Origin of the sequence: Bradyrhizobium sp. DOA9, assembly GCF_000617845.2 — a bacterium.
Lineage (GTDB): Bacteria > Pseudomonadota > Alphaproteobacteria > Rhizobiales > Xanthobacteraceae > Bradyrhizobium.
The window spans coordinates 3,751,167-3,766,280 of record NZ_DF820425.1 but is presented as its reverse complement, the minus strand read 5'-3'; the positions used below and the strand labels follow the sequence as shown (position 1 = coordinate 3,766,280).

The following is a 15,114-nucleotide window of genomic DNA, read 5'->3' as shown; positions in this document are numbered from 1 at the left end:
TCTTGACCGCTACAGTGCTGCAGAAGGGCCAGCTCCACGCTGGCCCTTTCCCACTGCACTCTAAAGCGCCGGCAAGCCGGGCGGCGGCTTGCGCTTGGTGGAGGCCTGCTCATAGGCGTAGGCCAGGCGAAGCAGCTTGTGTTCGCTCCAGGCGCGGCCTGCGAAGGTGACGCCGAACGGATAGTCGGGCGTGTCCTTGCCGTCGACGCCCGTGACGAAGCCGCACGGCACCATGACGCTGGGATAGCCGGCCCTGGCGGCGATTGCGGCGCCTTCGCTGCCGGGAAACAGCACGGCGTCGAGCTTGTGCCCGTTCATGTACGCATCCATGCCGCGCGTCCTGGCGCTGAGCAGGTCCATGGCAAGTGCCGCCTTGTACTCGCGTTCGCTGAGGTCACCCCGGGTGAGGTCGGCGGCGAGGAAGTTGTCCTGGCCGAAGCGAAGCGCCTTGCCCGCATTCGCCTCGTTGAAGGCCACGATGTCGGTCATGGTCTTGATGGCGGTGTTGGTCGCCCAATCCCTCAGATAGAGGTTGAGATCTCGTTTCAGCTCGTAGAGGAAGACGATCCGCTGCGGGACGGCATTGCCCCTGTTGGCGCTCTGTGGATTGCGGTTGAGCACGGCCATGATCGTACCTGGTCCGCTCATCCAGCCGGCCGTCGGCATGCTGGCGCGCACGATGGTGGCGCCGAGATCCTCCAGCACCTTGATCGCTTCGGCCACCACCTTCGCTCCTTTGGGGGGCAGCTTGCGGAAGAAGGGATCGTTCAGCGGATCGGCGGGATCGCTGGGCACGCCGATGCGCGCGCCCTTCAACGCGTCGGCGGCAAGGCCGGCGGTGAAATCGGCGGGCCGCCGCTGCTTTTGCGTCGCGGTGTCGAGCGGGTCCTTGGCCGCGAGCACGTTGAGCAGCAGCGCCGCGTCACGCACGGTCCGCGCCATCGGCCCTGCGGTGTCCAGACTATGCGCGATCGGCACGATGCCGGCGCGGCTGATCAGGCCGACCGTCGGCTTCACGGTGACGAGGCCATTCTGACTGGCCGGGAATAGCAACGAACCCGAGGTCTCGGTGCCGACCGAGGCCGCACACAAACCTGCTGCCACCGCGACTGCCGAACCCGCGCTCGAGCCGCCCGGGGACACGATCGGGATGCCGTGATCATCGGCCAGCGCCGGCGCATAGGGATTCTTCACCTGACCGCCCAGCGACGAATAGCCGGCGGGCATGTCGATCGCGATCATGTTGGAAAACTCGGTCAGGTTCGCCTTCCCGAGGATCACGGCACCGGCATCGCGCAGCAGCTTGACGAGCGTCGCATCGTCCCGTGCACGCGCGCCTTGCAGCGCCAGCGCGCCCGCCGTGGTCGGCTGCTCCTCGCCGGTTGCGATGTTGTCCTTCACCAGGATCGGGATGCCGGCCAGCGGCCGCTTGGTCGACGGCTTGACGCCGTCGAGCCTGCCGGCGATCGCGAGCGCGTCGGGATTGAGCGCGCGCACCGCGTTGAGCTTGGGCCCGTCGCGGTCGTAGGCTTCGATGCGCGCGAGATAGGCTTTGACCAGCGCCGTGGCCGTGACATGCCCATCGGCCAAAGCATGAGCGATATCGCTCATCGATGTATGATCGAGCTCCAGGGGGATCGGCGCCGCGGCAATGCCGGCATCGCGGCGGGATGATTTCTGCACGTCTGCCTCGCCCGACAGCGCCTCTCCACCACGAGACGCGAGCATGCCATCATGCCAGTGTTTTGCCCGACGGGTCAACTTTCGGGCGAATCTCGTCGATCACACAGGCGCAGCGTGCAAGCCATTGAAATGACTAATCCCGTCTACTGTGCATGGGGTTGTTTTTCAGGTTTTTGTTTGGAGCTGCCCTCTCCAACGCGTGGAGAGGGACAGCAACGGACGCTGCCTACTCCCAGGCCCATGCCGAGAAGTCGTTCTCGAACTGCGGGACTTCCTTCCACACGCCCTTCAGCTTCTTGTTGATGACGGTGGGCCATTGCGGCTGGAACAGGTAGGCCGAGACCGCATCGGTCGCCAACATGCGCTGGGCGTCGCCGAGCAGCTTGGCGCGGCCGGCTTCGTCCGGCGTCGAAACGATCTGCTTGTAGAGCGCGTTGAACTTCTCGTTGTTGTAGCCGAGGTAGTAGTCCGGCTCGGTGATCTTGACGAGGTCAAACGGCTCGACATGGCTGACGATGGTCAGATCGAAATTGTGCGGGCCATTAGGCGCGAACACCTGCGACAGCCATTGCGCCCATTCGACGTTTTCGATCTTGGCGGTGATGCCGACCTTGGCGAGCTGGGCCGCGACAATCTCGCCGCCCTGCCGCGCATAGGGCGGCGGCGGCAGCTTCAACGACAGCTCGAGCGGTGTGGTGACGCCGGCTTCAGCGAGCAGCTTCTTGGCCTTCTCGGGGTCATAAGGGTTGACGCCGGTGGTGTCGACGTAACCGAGCGATCCCGGCGTGTAGAAGCTGCCGATCGGCGTGCCGTAACCCTCGACGGCGCCGTCGATCAAGGCCTTGCGGTCGATCGCGGCGAGGATGGCGCGGCGGACGCGGACGTCGTCGAGCGGCTTCTTGCGATGGTTGATGGCCACGATGGTCTTGGCCCTGGAGCCGCCGATCAGCACGGTGAAGCGCGGATCGGACTTGAACTGAGCGACGACGCGGGTCGCGATGCGCGGGAACGCGTCGACGTCGTTCGAGAGCAGCGCCGCGGCCTGCGCGGCCGGATCGGAGATGAAGCGGATCGTCACCTTCGACAGCTTGATCGCGGAGGCGTTGCGGTAGTCGGCCCATTTGTTCAGCGTGATCGAAGAGCCCTTGGCCCAGGCCCCTAACTGATAAGGTCCGGTGCCGACCGGCTGCGTGACATTGGTGCCCGCGCTCTTCGGCTCGACGATCGAGCCGCCCGCCTGCCCGAGCAGGAACGGCAGGTTCGGCTCGGAATATTTCACGGTGATCACGACGGTGTCGGCGTCGGGCGTCTCGACCTTCTCGAAGGCCTGGTACAGGCTCTTGTCCTTGTTGGTGCTGGTCGGCGCCGCGTTGCGCTCGAACGAGAACTTCACCGCGGCGGAATCGAACGGCTCGCCATTGTGGAATTTGACGCCCTTGCGCAGCTTGAACGTATAGGTCTTCAGATCGGGGGAAGCGGTCCAGCTCTCGGCGAGCAGCGGCGAGGTGGAGCCGTCCTCGTTGATCTTGGTCAGGGTCTCATAGATGTTGTAGAGTGTGACCTCGGCGATCGCGGCGGCGGCGGCGTTGGTCGGGTCGAGCCCCGGCGGCTCCAGCGTCATCCCCATGACGACGCTGTCCTTCTTGCTCTGCGCCAGCACCGGCAAAGGCGCCGCGACGAGCGCAGCGGCAAAGGCGACGATCGATAGTTTCCTCAACATGCGCAAACTCCCCGGCCAATCCTGTTTTAAGGCTTAACGCCAATCCTGCCCGGACACTAACCTTCCATGGCCGCCTGCGGCAACGCCATCACGGCCTCGGCCTTGTGGCAGGCGGCAAGGTGCCCCTCGCCCACCTTGCGTAACGCAGGCGGAACCTCGCGGCAATGCTGGTCAGCAAGGGCGCAGCGCGATGCATAGGGGCATCCGGCCGTCGACGCCGATTGCGAGGCGATCGTCTGGGCCCCGCGCCGGCGCCGGCCACCCCCCGCGCGGGCCCGCGGCACCGCCTCCAGCAGCGCCCGCGTATAGGGATGGGCGCCGCGCTCAAACAAATCCTCCGGCCGGCCCTGCTCGACGATGCGGCCGAGATACATCACCGCGACCTCGTCGCAGAGATAGTCGACCACGGCGAGGTCGTGGCTGATCAGGATGTAGCTCAGGCCGAACTGCTCCTGGAGGTCCTGCATCAGGTTCAGCACCTGGGCCTGCACGGAGACGTCGAGCGCGGAGACCGGCTCGTCGGCGACGATCAGCTTCGGCTGGGTGATCAGCGCGCGTGCGATGGCAATGCGCTGGCGCTGGCCGCCGGAGAATTCGTGCGGATATTTTTCCATGTCCGCATCGCGCAGGCCGACCTGACGCAGCACGGCTGCTACGCGGTCGCGGAACGTGGTGCGGTCGGCGCCTTCCGTCACGGTCAGCGGCTCGGCGACGATCCGCGCGATGGTCTGCCGCGGATCGAGCGAGCCATAGGGGTCCTGGAACACCATCTGGAAATCGCGCCGGGCGCGGCGCAGCTCGTCGGCCGGCAGGCGGTTGAGATCGCGCCCGAGCAGAGCGACCTGGCCTGCGGTCGGCCGCTCCAGCGCCATCACGACGCGCGCGAAGGTGGACTTGCCGGAGCCGGACTCGCCGACGATGCCGAGGCTCTTGCCGGCCTGGACCTGCGCGCTGACGCCGTTGAGCGCGCGCACCTGCCCCGGCGGACGGAACAGGCTTTCGCGCGGCAGCGTGTAGCGCTGCTCGAGATCCCGGACGTCGAGAAGCGGCGCGGTGCTCATGCGGTCAGCGCTCCGACGCGTTCGGCCATCGACACGTCCGTTCGGATGCAGCGTGCAAAATGGCCGGGGCCGACGTCCACCATCGGCGGCAGCGCGGCGCGGCACTGGTCGATCACGAGCGGACAGCGATCGGAGAAGGTGCAGCCGGCCGGCAGATCGGCGAGCTCCGGCACCGTGCCCGAGATCGTCTTCAGCCGCGTCCCCTTGCGCGCGCCGAGCTTGGGCCGGGCACGGAACAGGCCCTGCGTGTAGGGATGGCCCATGCGGCGGAAGACTTCGTCGGTCGGTCCGCTCTCGACCACGGTGCCGCCATACATCACCATCATGCGCTGGACGTTCTCGGCGATGACGCCGAGATCGTGCGAGATCAGGATCATCGACATGCCGCGCTCCTCGACGAGGTCGGCGATGAGGTCGAGGATCTGGCCCTGGATGGTGACGTCGAGCGCGGTGGTCGGCTCGTCCGCGATCAACAGGTCGGGCTCGCAGGCGAGCGCCATCGCGATGGTGATGCGCTGGCGCTGGCCGCCGGAGAATTGATGCGGATAAGCGTCGACACGCCGCGCGGGATCGGGCAGCCCGACGCGGTCAAGCAAGGCGATTGTTTCCGTGCGTGCCTGCGCCGCCGAATAATTCTTGTGACGCCGCAGCGGCTCGGCGACCTGGTTGCCGATCGTGTGCATCGGATTGAGCGCGGTCATGGGCTCCTGGAAGATCATGCTGACGCGGTTGCCTCTCAGGCGGCAATAGTCGACATCGGCAAGTCCGACGAGCTCGTCGCCATCCAGCTTGATGCTGCCGGTGACGCCAGCACTGTCCGGCAGCAGCCCCATCAACGACAACGCCGTGACCGACTTGCCGCAGCCGGACTCGCCGACGAGCCCGAGCGTCTCGCCGCGCTTCAGCGCAAAGCTGACGCCGCGCACCGCCTGCGCCGGCCCACGGCTGGTGTTGAGGCGGACGCCGAGATTGTCGACTTCGATCAGCGGCATGTTGGAGCGCTCGGCCATCGTCATCGCTCCCGTGCCAGCCGGGGATCGAGCAGGTCGCGCAATCCGTCGCCGAGCAGGTTGAGGCCGAGCACGGAGATTGCGATCGCAGCGCCCGGATAGACCGCCAGCATCGGCGACTGGAACAGCAGCGTCTGCGCATCGTTCAGCATCCGCCCCCAGGACGGCTGCGGCGGCTGCGTGCCGAGGCCGAGATAGGACAAAGCGGCCTCGGCGAGAATGGCGAGCGCGAACTGGATGGTGACTTGCACGATCAGGATCGACAGGATATTCGGCAGCACATGCTCGATGGTGATGCGGAAGCGCCCCTTGCCCGCCGCACGCGCCGCAAGCACGAATTCGCGCGCCCAGATCGCGTTGGCCGAGCCGCGCGTCAGCCGGGTCAAGGTCGGGATCTGGAAGATGCCGATCGCGACGATCGAGGTCACCATGCCCGGTCCCACCACGGCGGCGAGCATGATCGCGGACAGCACGGCTGGAAACGCGAAGGTGAAATCGGAAAAGCGCATGATGATCTCCTCCGTCCAGCCACGCCTGGCCGAGGCGATCAGGCCCAGCGTGACGCCGAAGGTGAGACCGATGCTGACGGCGATGACGCCGACCATGATGGTGGATCGGGCGCCCGCAAGCAGCAGCGAGACGATGTCGCGGCCGAAGGAGTCGGTGCCGAGCCAATGCGCGGCCGAAGGCGGGCGCAGCTTTGCCGCGATATCGATCTCGTAAGGCGACCACGGCGTCCATACCAGCGACAACAATGCCGAGGCCAGCACCAGAAGGCTCAGCGCGCCGCCGAGCACGAAGCTACGGTGTCGCAGCGCGCGGCGCCAGAACGTGCGCGCCGGCAGCGGACGCGTTGCGACGGGCGCGTCGATGGCGATGGGCGCGCTCACAGGTCGTGCACCTTGATGCGAGGATCGATCAAGGCATAGAGGACATCGACCACGAAATTGACGATCACCACCATCGCGGCGAGCAGCATCACGCAATTGCGCACCACGATCAGGTCGCGGTTGGCGATCGACTGGAAGATCAGGCGGCCGAGACCCGGCAGATAGAACACGTTCTCGATCACGATGGTGCCGGCGAGCAGATTGGCGAATTGCAGCCCCATCACGGTCATCACGGGGATCATGGCATTCCGCAGCACGTGGCTCCACAGCACCTCGCGCTTGCCGAGGCCCTTTGCGCGGGCGGTGCGGACGAAATCCTCGCGCAGCACTTCGAGCACGGCCGAGCGCGTGACGCGCGCAAGGATCGCGGCCTGCACCACCGCGAGCGAGATCGCCGGCAGCAGCAGCGACTTGATCCCTAGCCAGACGCCGTCTTCCCAGCCGGCAAAGCCACCGGCCGAGAGCCATTGCAGCCGCACCGAGAACAACAGCACCAGGAGAATCGCGAACCAGAAATTCGGCAGCGCGATGCCCACTTGGGTCAACGACATCACGCCGACGTCGCCGAGCTTGTTGTGATTGGCGGCGGTGTAGATCCCGGCGGAGAGCGCCAGTGTCACGGTGATCGCCATCGCCATGATCGCGAGCGGAATGGTCAGCACCAGCCGCTCTGCGATCAGGCTGCCGACCGGGGTGCCGTAGACATAGGAATTGCCGAGATCGCCGACGACAAGGCCCTTGATCCATTGCAAATAGCGAACCGCCAGCGGCTGGTCGAGCCCGAGCTTGACGGTGAGCGCGCGCACCGCGTCAGGCGAAGCGTCGGCACCCATCAGCATCTGCGCGGCATTGCCGGGCAGCGCATCGAGCACCAGGAAGATGATCAGCGATGCGCCGACCAGCGTCGCCAGCAGAGTCAACAGACGTCGGAGGACAAAGACGCTCATGCGCGCTCGGCTTCAGGGCTTACCCACGCCACGATCAACATGTCCGGACGCCTTAAGCAAGCTCTTTGCTGCATGCCCATCTCCTCAGGTAGGCCAGCGGGACAGAAGGTCGCTTGACGCCTCGAACAGAGCGCTCACGCGCAGCAATTCCGCGTCAGCCCGGAAACGGCCGACCAGTTGAAGCCCGATCGGCAAGCCGTCGCGGGCAAAGCCCGAGGGCAGGCTGATCGCGGGATGGCCGGTCATGTTGAACGGCATGGTCCAGGGGAACCAATGCGGCCGGACGCTGTCGAAATGCCGACCGTCGATCTCGATGCTGCCGAACAGGTCCTGCTTGATCGGCAGCGCGGTGCGCGTCAGGGTCGGCATCGCCAGGAGGTGAGCGCGCGCAAGCAGCGATTGCACGCGGTGGAACAACGCGGTGCGCGCGAACATCGCCTCCTGGTAGTCGACGCCGCTGACTTCACTGGCGAGCGCGAGCTGCTTGAGAAAGGCCTCGCTCAGCTCGTCTCCATGCTCGGCCGCAAGCTTGGCGAAGCGCGTGCGCCAGACGGTGTGGTTGATGGCGCGCCAGATCGACTCGATGTCGAAGCCCTCGCCGGAGAATTCCTCGAGCTCGGCTCCTAGCCCGGCCAGCCGGTCGAGGCTCGCCTTGAATCTGGCGGCGACCTCGGCTGACACCGGACGGCCCGGCGGCGTCAGGCAGTACAGGATCCTCAGCCCGCGCAAATCGCCGCGCGGAGCGGCATTGCCGATGAAGTCGGGCACGGGCACGCCGATCGACCAGGGATCGATAGGATCTTCGCCCGCCATCGCCTGCATCATCAACGCAGTGTCGGCGACCGTGCGCGTGGTCGGCGTGACATAGGTCTGGTTGCCGAACACGTCGAGCGCCTGGCTGTGCGGGATCACGCCGTTGCTCTGCTTCAAGCCCACCACGCCGTTGCAGGCCGCCGGAATGCGCGTCGAGCCGCCGCCGTCGGTCGCGATCGCCAGCGGCGCGATGCCGCTCGCGACAGCGACCGCCGCGCCGCCGCTGGAGCCGCCGGAGGATCGGCAGGCGTCCCACGCATTGCGGGTGCGTCCGAACAAAGGTGAATCGGTGAGGCATTTGCTGCCGAACTCCGGCGTCGTGGTCTTGCCGATCAGGATGGCGCCTTCGCTGCGCAACCGCGCGACGGCGACGGCATCCTCGGACGGCACATTGTTCTGGTAGGGAACGGCGCCAAAGGTGGTCTTGACCCCCTTGGTATTGACGATGTCCTTGACGGTGACCGGGATACCATGCAGCAAGCCGAGCGGTTCGCCCGCCATCACCTTGCGCTCGGCTTCGCGCGCCGCTGCGATCGCCTCATCACCGCACAACGTGATGAAGCAGTTCAATTCGGGCTGGAGCGCCTCGGCGCGCGCAAGCACGGCGCGGGTGAGTTCGACTGGCGAAATCCGCTTTCCGGCAATGAGACCGCGCAGCTCGGTTGCGGACAGCAGACAGGGATCGCCGTTCATCGTCACATCACGCTCCGAAGCGGGCCGCCATTGGCCCGAAGACATTGACAGCGAGAATGACAGTTTTGTTAACTCGCCGTCCAATACGATTTTTGTCGCCAACCCATACGCTCTCGGTATGCCAATGGATCTTCGCCGGCTCCGCTATTTCGTCGCCGTCGCCGAGGCGCGCAGCATCGGCAAGGCCGCCGAGCAGCTCCGGATGGCGCAGCCGCCGCTCTCGGTCCAGATCCGCAAGCTCGAGGCCGAGATCGGCGCGCCGCTGTTTCGCCGCGGCACCCGCGGCATGGACCTGACCGAGGCGGGCCAGGCGTTGCTGGCGCGCGCCGGCGAAGCACTGGTGCTGGCGGCCGACGGTGCCGAAGCCGCGCGCGCGGTCGCTTCGGGACGGCGTGGCCGGCTGTCGGTTGGTTACATGTTCGTGCTGGCGAATGCGATGCTGCCGCGGCTCATTCCCGAACTGCGCCGCGCGGTTCCCGGCGTCGATCTCAGCTTCGCCGAGCTCAGCGCCTCGACGCGCGAGGCCCGCGTGCTCGACCGCAGCGTCACGGTCGCGCTGTGCATGCCTGCAATCAACCATCCCGAGATCCAGGTGGCAAAGATCGGTGCACAACCTTTCATGCTGGCCATGCCGATCCGCTCGCCCCTCGCCCGCTTGAGCTCCGTGCCGATGGCGCGGCTGCAAGGCCGTCCGCTGATCGCACTGCCGCATCCGGACCATGGGCCCGCCTCCTCCGCGGTCGTCCCTTTATTGCGTCGGCATCAGATTGTGATGCCCATCGCCAGCCGGGTGGAGACGGTGCATTCGGCGATGAGCCTGGTTCTGGCCGGCGAAGGTCTCGCCATCCTGCCGGCCTGCGCACAGCTCGGCGCGCCACGCGGAGTCGTGTTCAGGCCCCTGCGTGACGTTTCGGACTCCCTCGACATCGCCGTCTGTTGGCGGCGGGACTCGCAAAGTCCTCTGATCGGAACTTTCCTCAAGTGCGCCGAAAAGGCCGTCGCGCGGATGTGACGCGGACTACCAGCTCCAATTGATCTCGTGGCTCCAGGGCGGATCCGCGCCCGGACGCGTGCAGGTGAGGCCGGCACAATTGGCTGCGAAGGACAGCGCACGGCGGAGCTCGTCCGCATCGATGTCCCTCAATCGCGGCCGGGCGATGCGGCCCTGCTTGTACAGGGCGAACAACAGCGCCGCCTGAAAGCTGTCGCCGGCGCCGATCGTGTCGGCCACCTCGACCTTGGGCGCGGCGACTTCGATCTGCCCTGCTTGCGCATGCCAGGCGATGGCGCCGTTGTTGCCGCGGGTGATGACGACGAGGCTGGTGCCCTGCGCCAGCAATGTGCTCGCACGCTGCTGAAACGGCTCCTCGCCAAAGAGGTAGGCGAAATCGACATCCGACATCTTGATGAGGTCGGCGCTTCCGGCGAACTCAGCCATGCGCGCGAGATAAGCCGCCTTGTCCTTGACGAGGTTCGGTCGGCAGTTCGGATCGAAGGAGATCGTGGACGACGCCCGCGCGTCGGCGATCAGCGCCTTGGTCTCGGCCGCCCCACTGTCGTTGACCAGCGTGGTCGAGCCGACATGGACGGCCTCGACGGTACCGAAGGGAACGGACCCGCGGCGGTACGTCCAGCTCCGCGTCGCGGTCTCGGCATCGTAGAAGGCGTAATGCGACTCGCCCTCGACAATGCGGACGAAGGCGAGCGTGGTCTGGTGGTCGCTGCGGGTGGCGAGATCGAGCGCGACGTTCGATGCGGTGGCATGATCGGCGATCATCCGCCCGAACAGGTCGGTCGAGATGCCGCCGACGAAGCCGGTCGGCGCGCCGAGCCGCGCCATACCGATCGCGACGTTGAGGCAGGAGCCGCCGACCGCGGGCATCACCGCCTCGCGCTCTTCGACGATTCTTGTCGGCACAAAATCGATCAGCGCGTCGCCGCAGGCAATTAGCATGTCCTTCAACCTCTCGCGATGCTGCCCATCGCGGCGCGGCTGCCGCGATCGACCTCGCGCAGAAGCTTGTACACCTCGCGCTTGCGGCCGTGAAATGCGGCCATGTCGGGCGCGGTCGGTTCACTCTTGCGGCCCAGCGCCGACATCCTGGCCATGGTCTCGCCGATCGAGGCATAGGCGCCGCCGGCGACCGCTCCCAGCATCGCGGCGCCCAGCAGCACCGGCTCCTTCGTCTGCGGCAACGCGACCGTGAGACCGGTGGTATCCGCCATGATCTGGCGGACCAGCGGGCTGCGGCTGGCGCCGCCGCCCATGATCATGATGCTGGATCGGACCCCATGCGCGGCAAACGCCTCGATTACCTCGGCGAGGCCATAGGCAAGACCGCAGAGGCCGGCGACGAACAGCCGTTCCATCGAGGCGATGTCGGTGTCGAGATCGAGGCCCGCGATCACCGCGCGCGTGTCAGGGTCGGCATAGGGCGAGCGATTGCCGATGAACTCCGGCAGCACATGGACGTCGCGCGCGAGCAGCGCGGCGCGGCTGGCATCGCCGGTCCGCGCGATGATGCGGCGCTCGAGGAAATCGATGAGATCGAGGCCCTCGCTGCGCGCCGCCCCGCTCGCCTCGCCATGGCCGGGATGCGACCTGAGGAGATGATCGATCGCAGCGCCTGCGGCGGACTGCCCACCTTCGTTGAGCCAGAACTCCGGCACCATGCCGGAATAATAGGGGCCCCACACGCCCGGCACGAAGCACGGCTCCCTGGTCGTGGCCATGATGCAGGCCGACGTTCCCATAATGTAGGCGAGACGGTCGCTGACATCGCTCCCGCCGCCCGCCCCGTCACGGCCGCCGATCGCGCCGATGCCGCCGGCATGGGCGTCGATCAGGGAGGCGCCGACCGGGGTGCCCGGGGCGAGGCCGAGCTCGGCCGCTGCTGCCGGCGTGAGCCCGGCACCAAGGCGTGTACCGGGCGCAACGATCTCGGTGCCGATGCGGACGTATTTTTCGGTGACGAAGTCGGACAGGCCGATGCGCTTGAAGAACGGCGCGCTCCAGCCGCCGCCGTCATGGGCGAGATAGTTCCACTTGCAGGTGACGGTGCAAGTCGAACGCTGCAGCGCACCGGTCGCGCGCCAGGTCAGATAGTCGGCCAGATCGAAGAAGTGACCGGCGGCGTCAAAGCTCGTGCGCAGATGCCGCTTCAGCCAGAGCAGCTTCGGCATCTCCATCTCCGGCGAGATCGAGCCGCCGACATAGCGCAGCACGGCGTCCTCGGTCTCGTTGATCAGCCGCGCTTCGGCCGTGGCGCGGTGGTCCATCCAGACGATGACGTTGCGCTGCGCCTCGCCGGTCGCGCTGACGGTCAGCGGCCCGCCTTGCGGATCGAGCACCACGAGGGAACAGGTGGCGTCGAAACCGATGCCGCCGATGTTGCGCGGCGCAATCGCTGCTTCCGCCATCGCCGCGCGCACCGATTTGACGCAGGCCTGCCAGATGTCCTCTGACGATTGCTCGACGATATCGCCGGCCTCATGCCAGATTCGAATCGGATGGCGGGCCGTCGCGAGCAGCGCGCCGGCCTCGTCAAACACCCCTGCGCGCGTGCTCGTGGTCCCCACGTCGACGCCGATATACGCTCGCGGCATGGTCGCTCCCGGAAGCTCTCGTCAGTTTTGACGGTAAGCCTACCAGCAAGTGTAGCCGCCATCTACTAGCACGATGCTGCCGGTCATCAAGCTTGCGGCCTCGGACGAAAGGAACAGCACGACGGAGGCGATCTCCTCGACCTGCCCCATGCGCGCCATCGGGGTTCCACCGATCCAGGCGTCATACATTTTCGGATTGCTCTTCACGAAGGCGTTGAGCGGCGTCTCGATATAGGTCGGCGCCACCGCGTTGACGCGGATGCCGCGTGCGCCCCATTCGGCGGCCAGCGACTTGGTCAGATGGTGCACCGCGGCCTTGGAGGCGTTGTAGAAGCACTGCTCCTGCGGCTTGTTGACGATGAAGCCCGACATCGAGCCGATATTGACGATGGCGCCGCTCTTCGCCTTGAGCATGTGCTTGCCGAATTCGCGGCAGCACCAGAAAGTGCCATTGAGATTGACGTCGATGACGTTGAGCCAGTGCTCGTCGGTGACGGTCTCGGCCGGCGTCTCGCTGCGCGCGATGCCGGCATTGTTGACGAGGATGTCGACTTTACCGTGACGGGCAACGAGATCATTTGCCACCTCCGCCACGCGCGTGGTGTTGGTGACGTCCATGATTGCGGTGTCGATGTCGTAGCCCTTGGCCCTCAGGCTAGCCTTCGCGCTGTCGGCGACCTTGCCGTCGCGATCGCCGATGATGACCTTCGCGCCGGCCTCGGCCAGCGCCTCGGCGCAGGCGAGGCCGATGCCCTGCCCGCCGCCGGTGATGAACGCGGTCTTGCCGCTCAGCCTGAATTTTTCCAGATACATGATCGTCTGTCCGTCTTCTTGCCGTTTCTTGTCAGCCCCGAAGAGCGTTGCCGCTCTCGTCGAAGCGGTGGATGCGCGCAGGGTCCGGCATCAGCGACACCCGGTCGCCGGCATGCAGACTCAATTCGCCGATGTAGCGCGCCGTCAGCATGCCGAGCGCGCCGGCATCGACGTAGAGGAAGGTGTCACTGCCGAGATGCTCGGCCACCGCAATGGTGCCCTGCCAGCCTCCGCCGCCGTCGCGTTCGATCTTCAAATGCTCCGGCCTGACGCCGATCGTCGCTGCCCCCTTCTGCAAAGCGGGTTCGCCGGTGACGAAGTTCATCTTGGGCGAGCCGATGAAACCGGCGACGAAGAGATTGGCGGGCCGCTCGTAGAGCTCCAGCGGCGAGCCATATTGCTCGATCTTGCCGCCGTTGAGCACGACGATCTTGTCGGCCATGGTCATGGCCTCGACCTGGTCGTGGGTGACGTAGATCGCGGTGGTGCCGAGCTGCTTCTGCAGCCTGGTCACCTCGATGCGCATCTGCACGCGCAGCGCGGCGTCGAGATTGGAGAGCGGCTCGTCGAACAGGAATGCCTTGGGCTCGCGGACGATGGCGCGGCCGATCGCGACGCGCTGGCGCTGGCCGCCGGAGAGCTCGCGCGGCTTGCGGTCGAGATAAGGCGTGAGATTCAGTGTCGCGGCGGCCGCCTCGACCTTGCGGTTGATCTCGTCCTTGGCCAGGCCCGCCATCTTCAGACCGAAGCCGATATTGCCGCGCACACTCATATGCGGATAGAGCGCGTAGGACTGGAACACCATCGACAGTCCGCGCTTGGCGGGCGGCGTATCGACGACGTTCTTGCCGTCGATCAGGATCTTGCCGCCAGAGACGTCCTCGAGCCCCGCGATCAACCGCAGCAGCGTGGTCTTGCCGCAGCCGGACGGGCCGACGAAGACGACGAAGGAGCCGTCGGCAATGTCGAGGTCGGCGCCCTTGATGATGTGCACGGGGCCGAAGGACTTTTGCACGCCTTGAAGTGTGATCTGACCCATGATCCCCTCTACTTCACCGCACCGAAGGTGAGCCCGCGCACGAGTTGCTTCTGGCTGAACCAGCCGAGGACGAGAATGGGCGCGATCGCCAGCGTGGACGCCGCCGACAGTTTTGCCCAGAACAGCCCTTCGGGACTCGAATAGGAGGCGATGAACGTGGTGAGCGGTGCGGCATTCGAGGTCGACAGGTTCAGCGTCCAGAACGCCTCGTTCCAGGCCAGGATCAGATTGAGCAGCAGCGTGGACGCCAGCCCTGGGATCGCCATCGGCGTCAGCACATAGACGAGCTCGCGGCCGATCGTGGCGCCGTCCATGCGCGCGGCTTCGAGAATGTCGCGCGGGATCTCCTTGAAATAAGTGAAGAGCATCCAGATGACGATCGGCAAGTTGCCGAGGCAGAGGATGAAGACGAGGCCGATGCGGGAATCGAGCAGGCCGAAGCTCTTGTAGATCAGGTAGATCGGCACCAGCACGCCGACCGGCGGCATCATCTTGGTCGAGAGCATCCAGAGCAGGATGTCCTTGGTGCGCTTGGTCGGCGAGAACGCCATCGACCAGGCCGCGGGAATGGCGATCAGCAGCGCAATGAGCGTCGATCCGCCGGCGATGATGATCGAGTTCATCGCGTGGTGCAGATAGTCGCTGCGCTCCTGCACCGTCGCGTAGTTTTCCGTGGTCCAGTGAAAAAACAGGAAGGATGGCGGGATCGCGAAGGCCTCGAGCTCGGTCTTGAAGCTCGCCAGCCCCATCCACAAGATCGGGAAGAAGATCAGGAAGCCGAACAGCCAGGCCCCGATCGTCGAGATGACCACCCGTTGTCTCGTCGCCATCCGCGCCAT

At 66.1% G+C, this 15,114-nt stretch carries 13 protein-coding genes; 1 reads left to right on the top strand and 12 read right to left on the bottom strand.

Annotation, left to right across the window (positions count from 1 at the left end; genetic code table 11):
* Positions 1 to 60 precede the first annotated feature (60 nt).
* The 7 genes from BDOA9_RS17475 to BDOA9_RS17445 form a co-directional block, all read right to left on the bottom strand.
* Complete coding sequence (locus tag BDOA9_RS17475) at positions 61 to 1,728, bottom strand: amidase family protein (RefSeq protein WP_192859576.1); 1,668 nt, start codon at positions 1,726 to 1,728, stop codon at positions 61 to 63.
* A gap of 181 nt (positions 1,729 to 1,909) precedes the next feature.
* A complete protein-coding gene (locus BDOA9_RS17470) occupies positions 1,910 to 3,403 on the bottom strand; it encodes an ABC transporter substrate-binding protein (protein WP_025035249.1) in 1,494 nt (497 codons plus the stop codon).
* 56 nt (positions 3,404 to 3,459) lie between these two features.
* Complete coding sequence (locus BDOA9_RS17465) at positions 3,460 to 4,464, bottom strand: ABC transporter ATP-binding protein (RefSeq protein ID WP_025035248.1); 1,005 nt, start codon at positions 4,462 to 4,464, stop codon at positions 3,460 to 3,462.
* Positions 4,461 to 5,474 carry an ABC transporter ATP-binding protein gene (locus tag BDOA9_RS17460; protein ID WP_025035247.1) on the bottom strand — a complete coding sequence of 338 codons (1,014 nt, stop codon included), beginning with the start codon at positions 5,472 to 5,474 and terminating at the stop codon, positions 4,461 to 4,463. The genes BDOA9_RS17465 and BDOA9_RS17460 overlap by 4 nt, the downstream gene beginning before the upstream one ends.
* 2 nt (positions 5,475 to 5,476) lie before the next feature.
* Positions 5,477 to 6,364, bottom strand: coding sequence for an ABC transporter permease (locus BDOA9_RS17455; protein ID WP_025035246.1), 888 nt, complete (start codon positions 6,362 to 6,364; stop codon positions 5,477 to 5,479).
* Positions 6,361 to 7,311, bottom strand: a complete 951-nt coding sequence (locus BDOA9_RS17450; protein WP_025035245.1) for an ABC transporter permease — start codon at positions 7,309 to 7,311, stop codon at positions 6,361 to 6,363. Before BDOA9_RS17450 ends, BDOA9_RS17455 begins: the two co-directional genes overlap by 4 nt.
* A gap of 84 nt (positions 7,312 to 7,395) precedes the next feature.
* A complete protein-coding gene (locus BDOA9_RS17445) occupies positions 7,396 to 8,817 on the bottom strand; it encodes an amidase (RefSeq protein WP_025035244.1) in 1,422 nt (473 codons plus the stop codon).
* 124 nt (positions 8,818 to 8,941) lie between these two features.
* Here BDOA9_RS17445 and BDOA9_RS17440 point away from each other — a divergent pair, with 124 nt between their 5' ends.
* On the top strand, positions 8,942 to 9,829 hold the full coding sequence (locus tag BDOA9_RS17440) for a LysR family transcriptional regulator (protein WP_025035243.1): 888 nt from the start codon (positions 8,942 to 8,944) through the stop codon (positions 9,827 to 9,829).
* Positions 9,830 to 9,835: 6 nt separating this feature from the next.
* Here the strand turns inward: BDOA9_RS17440 and BDOA9_RS17435 are convergent, their stop codons facing one another.
* From BDOA9_RS17435 to BDOA9_RS17415, 5 genes are read right to left on the bottom strand one after another with little or no spacing between them, the layout of a single operon-like run.
* On the bottom strand, positions 9,836 to 10,771 hold the full coding sequence (locus BDOA9_RS17435; protein ID WP_025035242.1) for a carbohydrate kinase family protein: 936 nt from the start codon (positions 10,769 to 10,771) through the stop codon (positions 9,836 to 9,838).
* Between the two features lie 5 nt (positions 10,772 to 10,776).
* Positions 10,777 to 12,423: an FGGY-family carbohydrate kinase gene (locus BDOA9_RS17430; RefSeq protein WP_025035241.1), complete on the bottom strand. Its 1,647-nt coding sequence runs from the start codon at positions 12,421 to 12,423 to the stop codon at positions 10,777 to 10,779.
* Positions 12,424 to 12,462: 39 nt separating this feature from the next.
* Positions 12,463 to 13,236: an SDR family NAD(P)-dependent oxidoreductase gene (locus tag BDOA9_RS17425; protein WP_025035240.1), complete on the bottom strand. Its 774-nt coding sequence runs from the start codon at positions 13,234 to 13,236 to the stop codon at positions 12,463 to 12,465.
* A gap of 31 nt (positions 13,237 to 13,267) precedes the next feature.
* Positions 13,268 to 14,275: an ABC transporter ATP-binding protein gene (locus tag BDOA9_RS17420; protein ID WP_025035239.1), complete on the bottom strand. Its 1,008-nt coding sequence runs from the start codon at positions 14,273 to 14,275 to the stop codon at positions 13,268 to 13,270.
* An 8-nt stretch (positions 14,276 to 14,283) separates the two neighbouring features.
* Complete coding sequence (locus tag BDOA9_RS17415; RefSeq protein WP_025035238.1) at positions 14,284 to 15,114, bottom strand: carbohydrate ABC transporter permease; 831 nt, start codon at positions 15,112 to 15,114, stop codon at positions 14,284 to 14,286.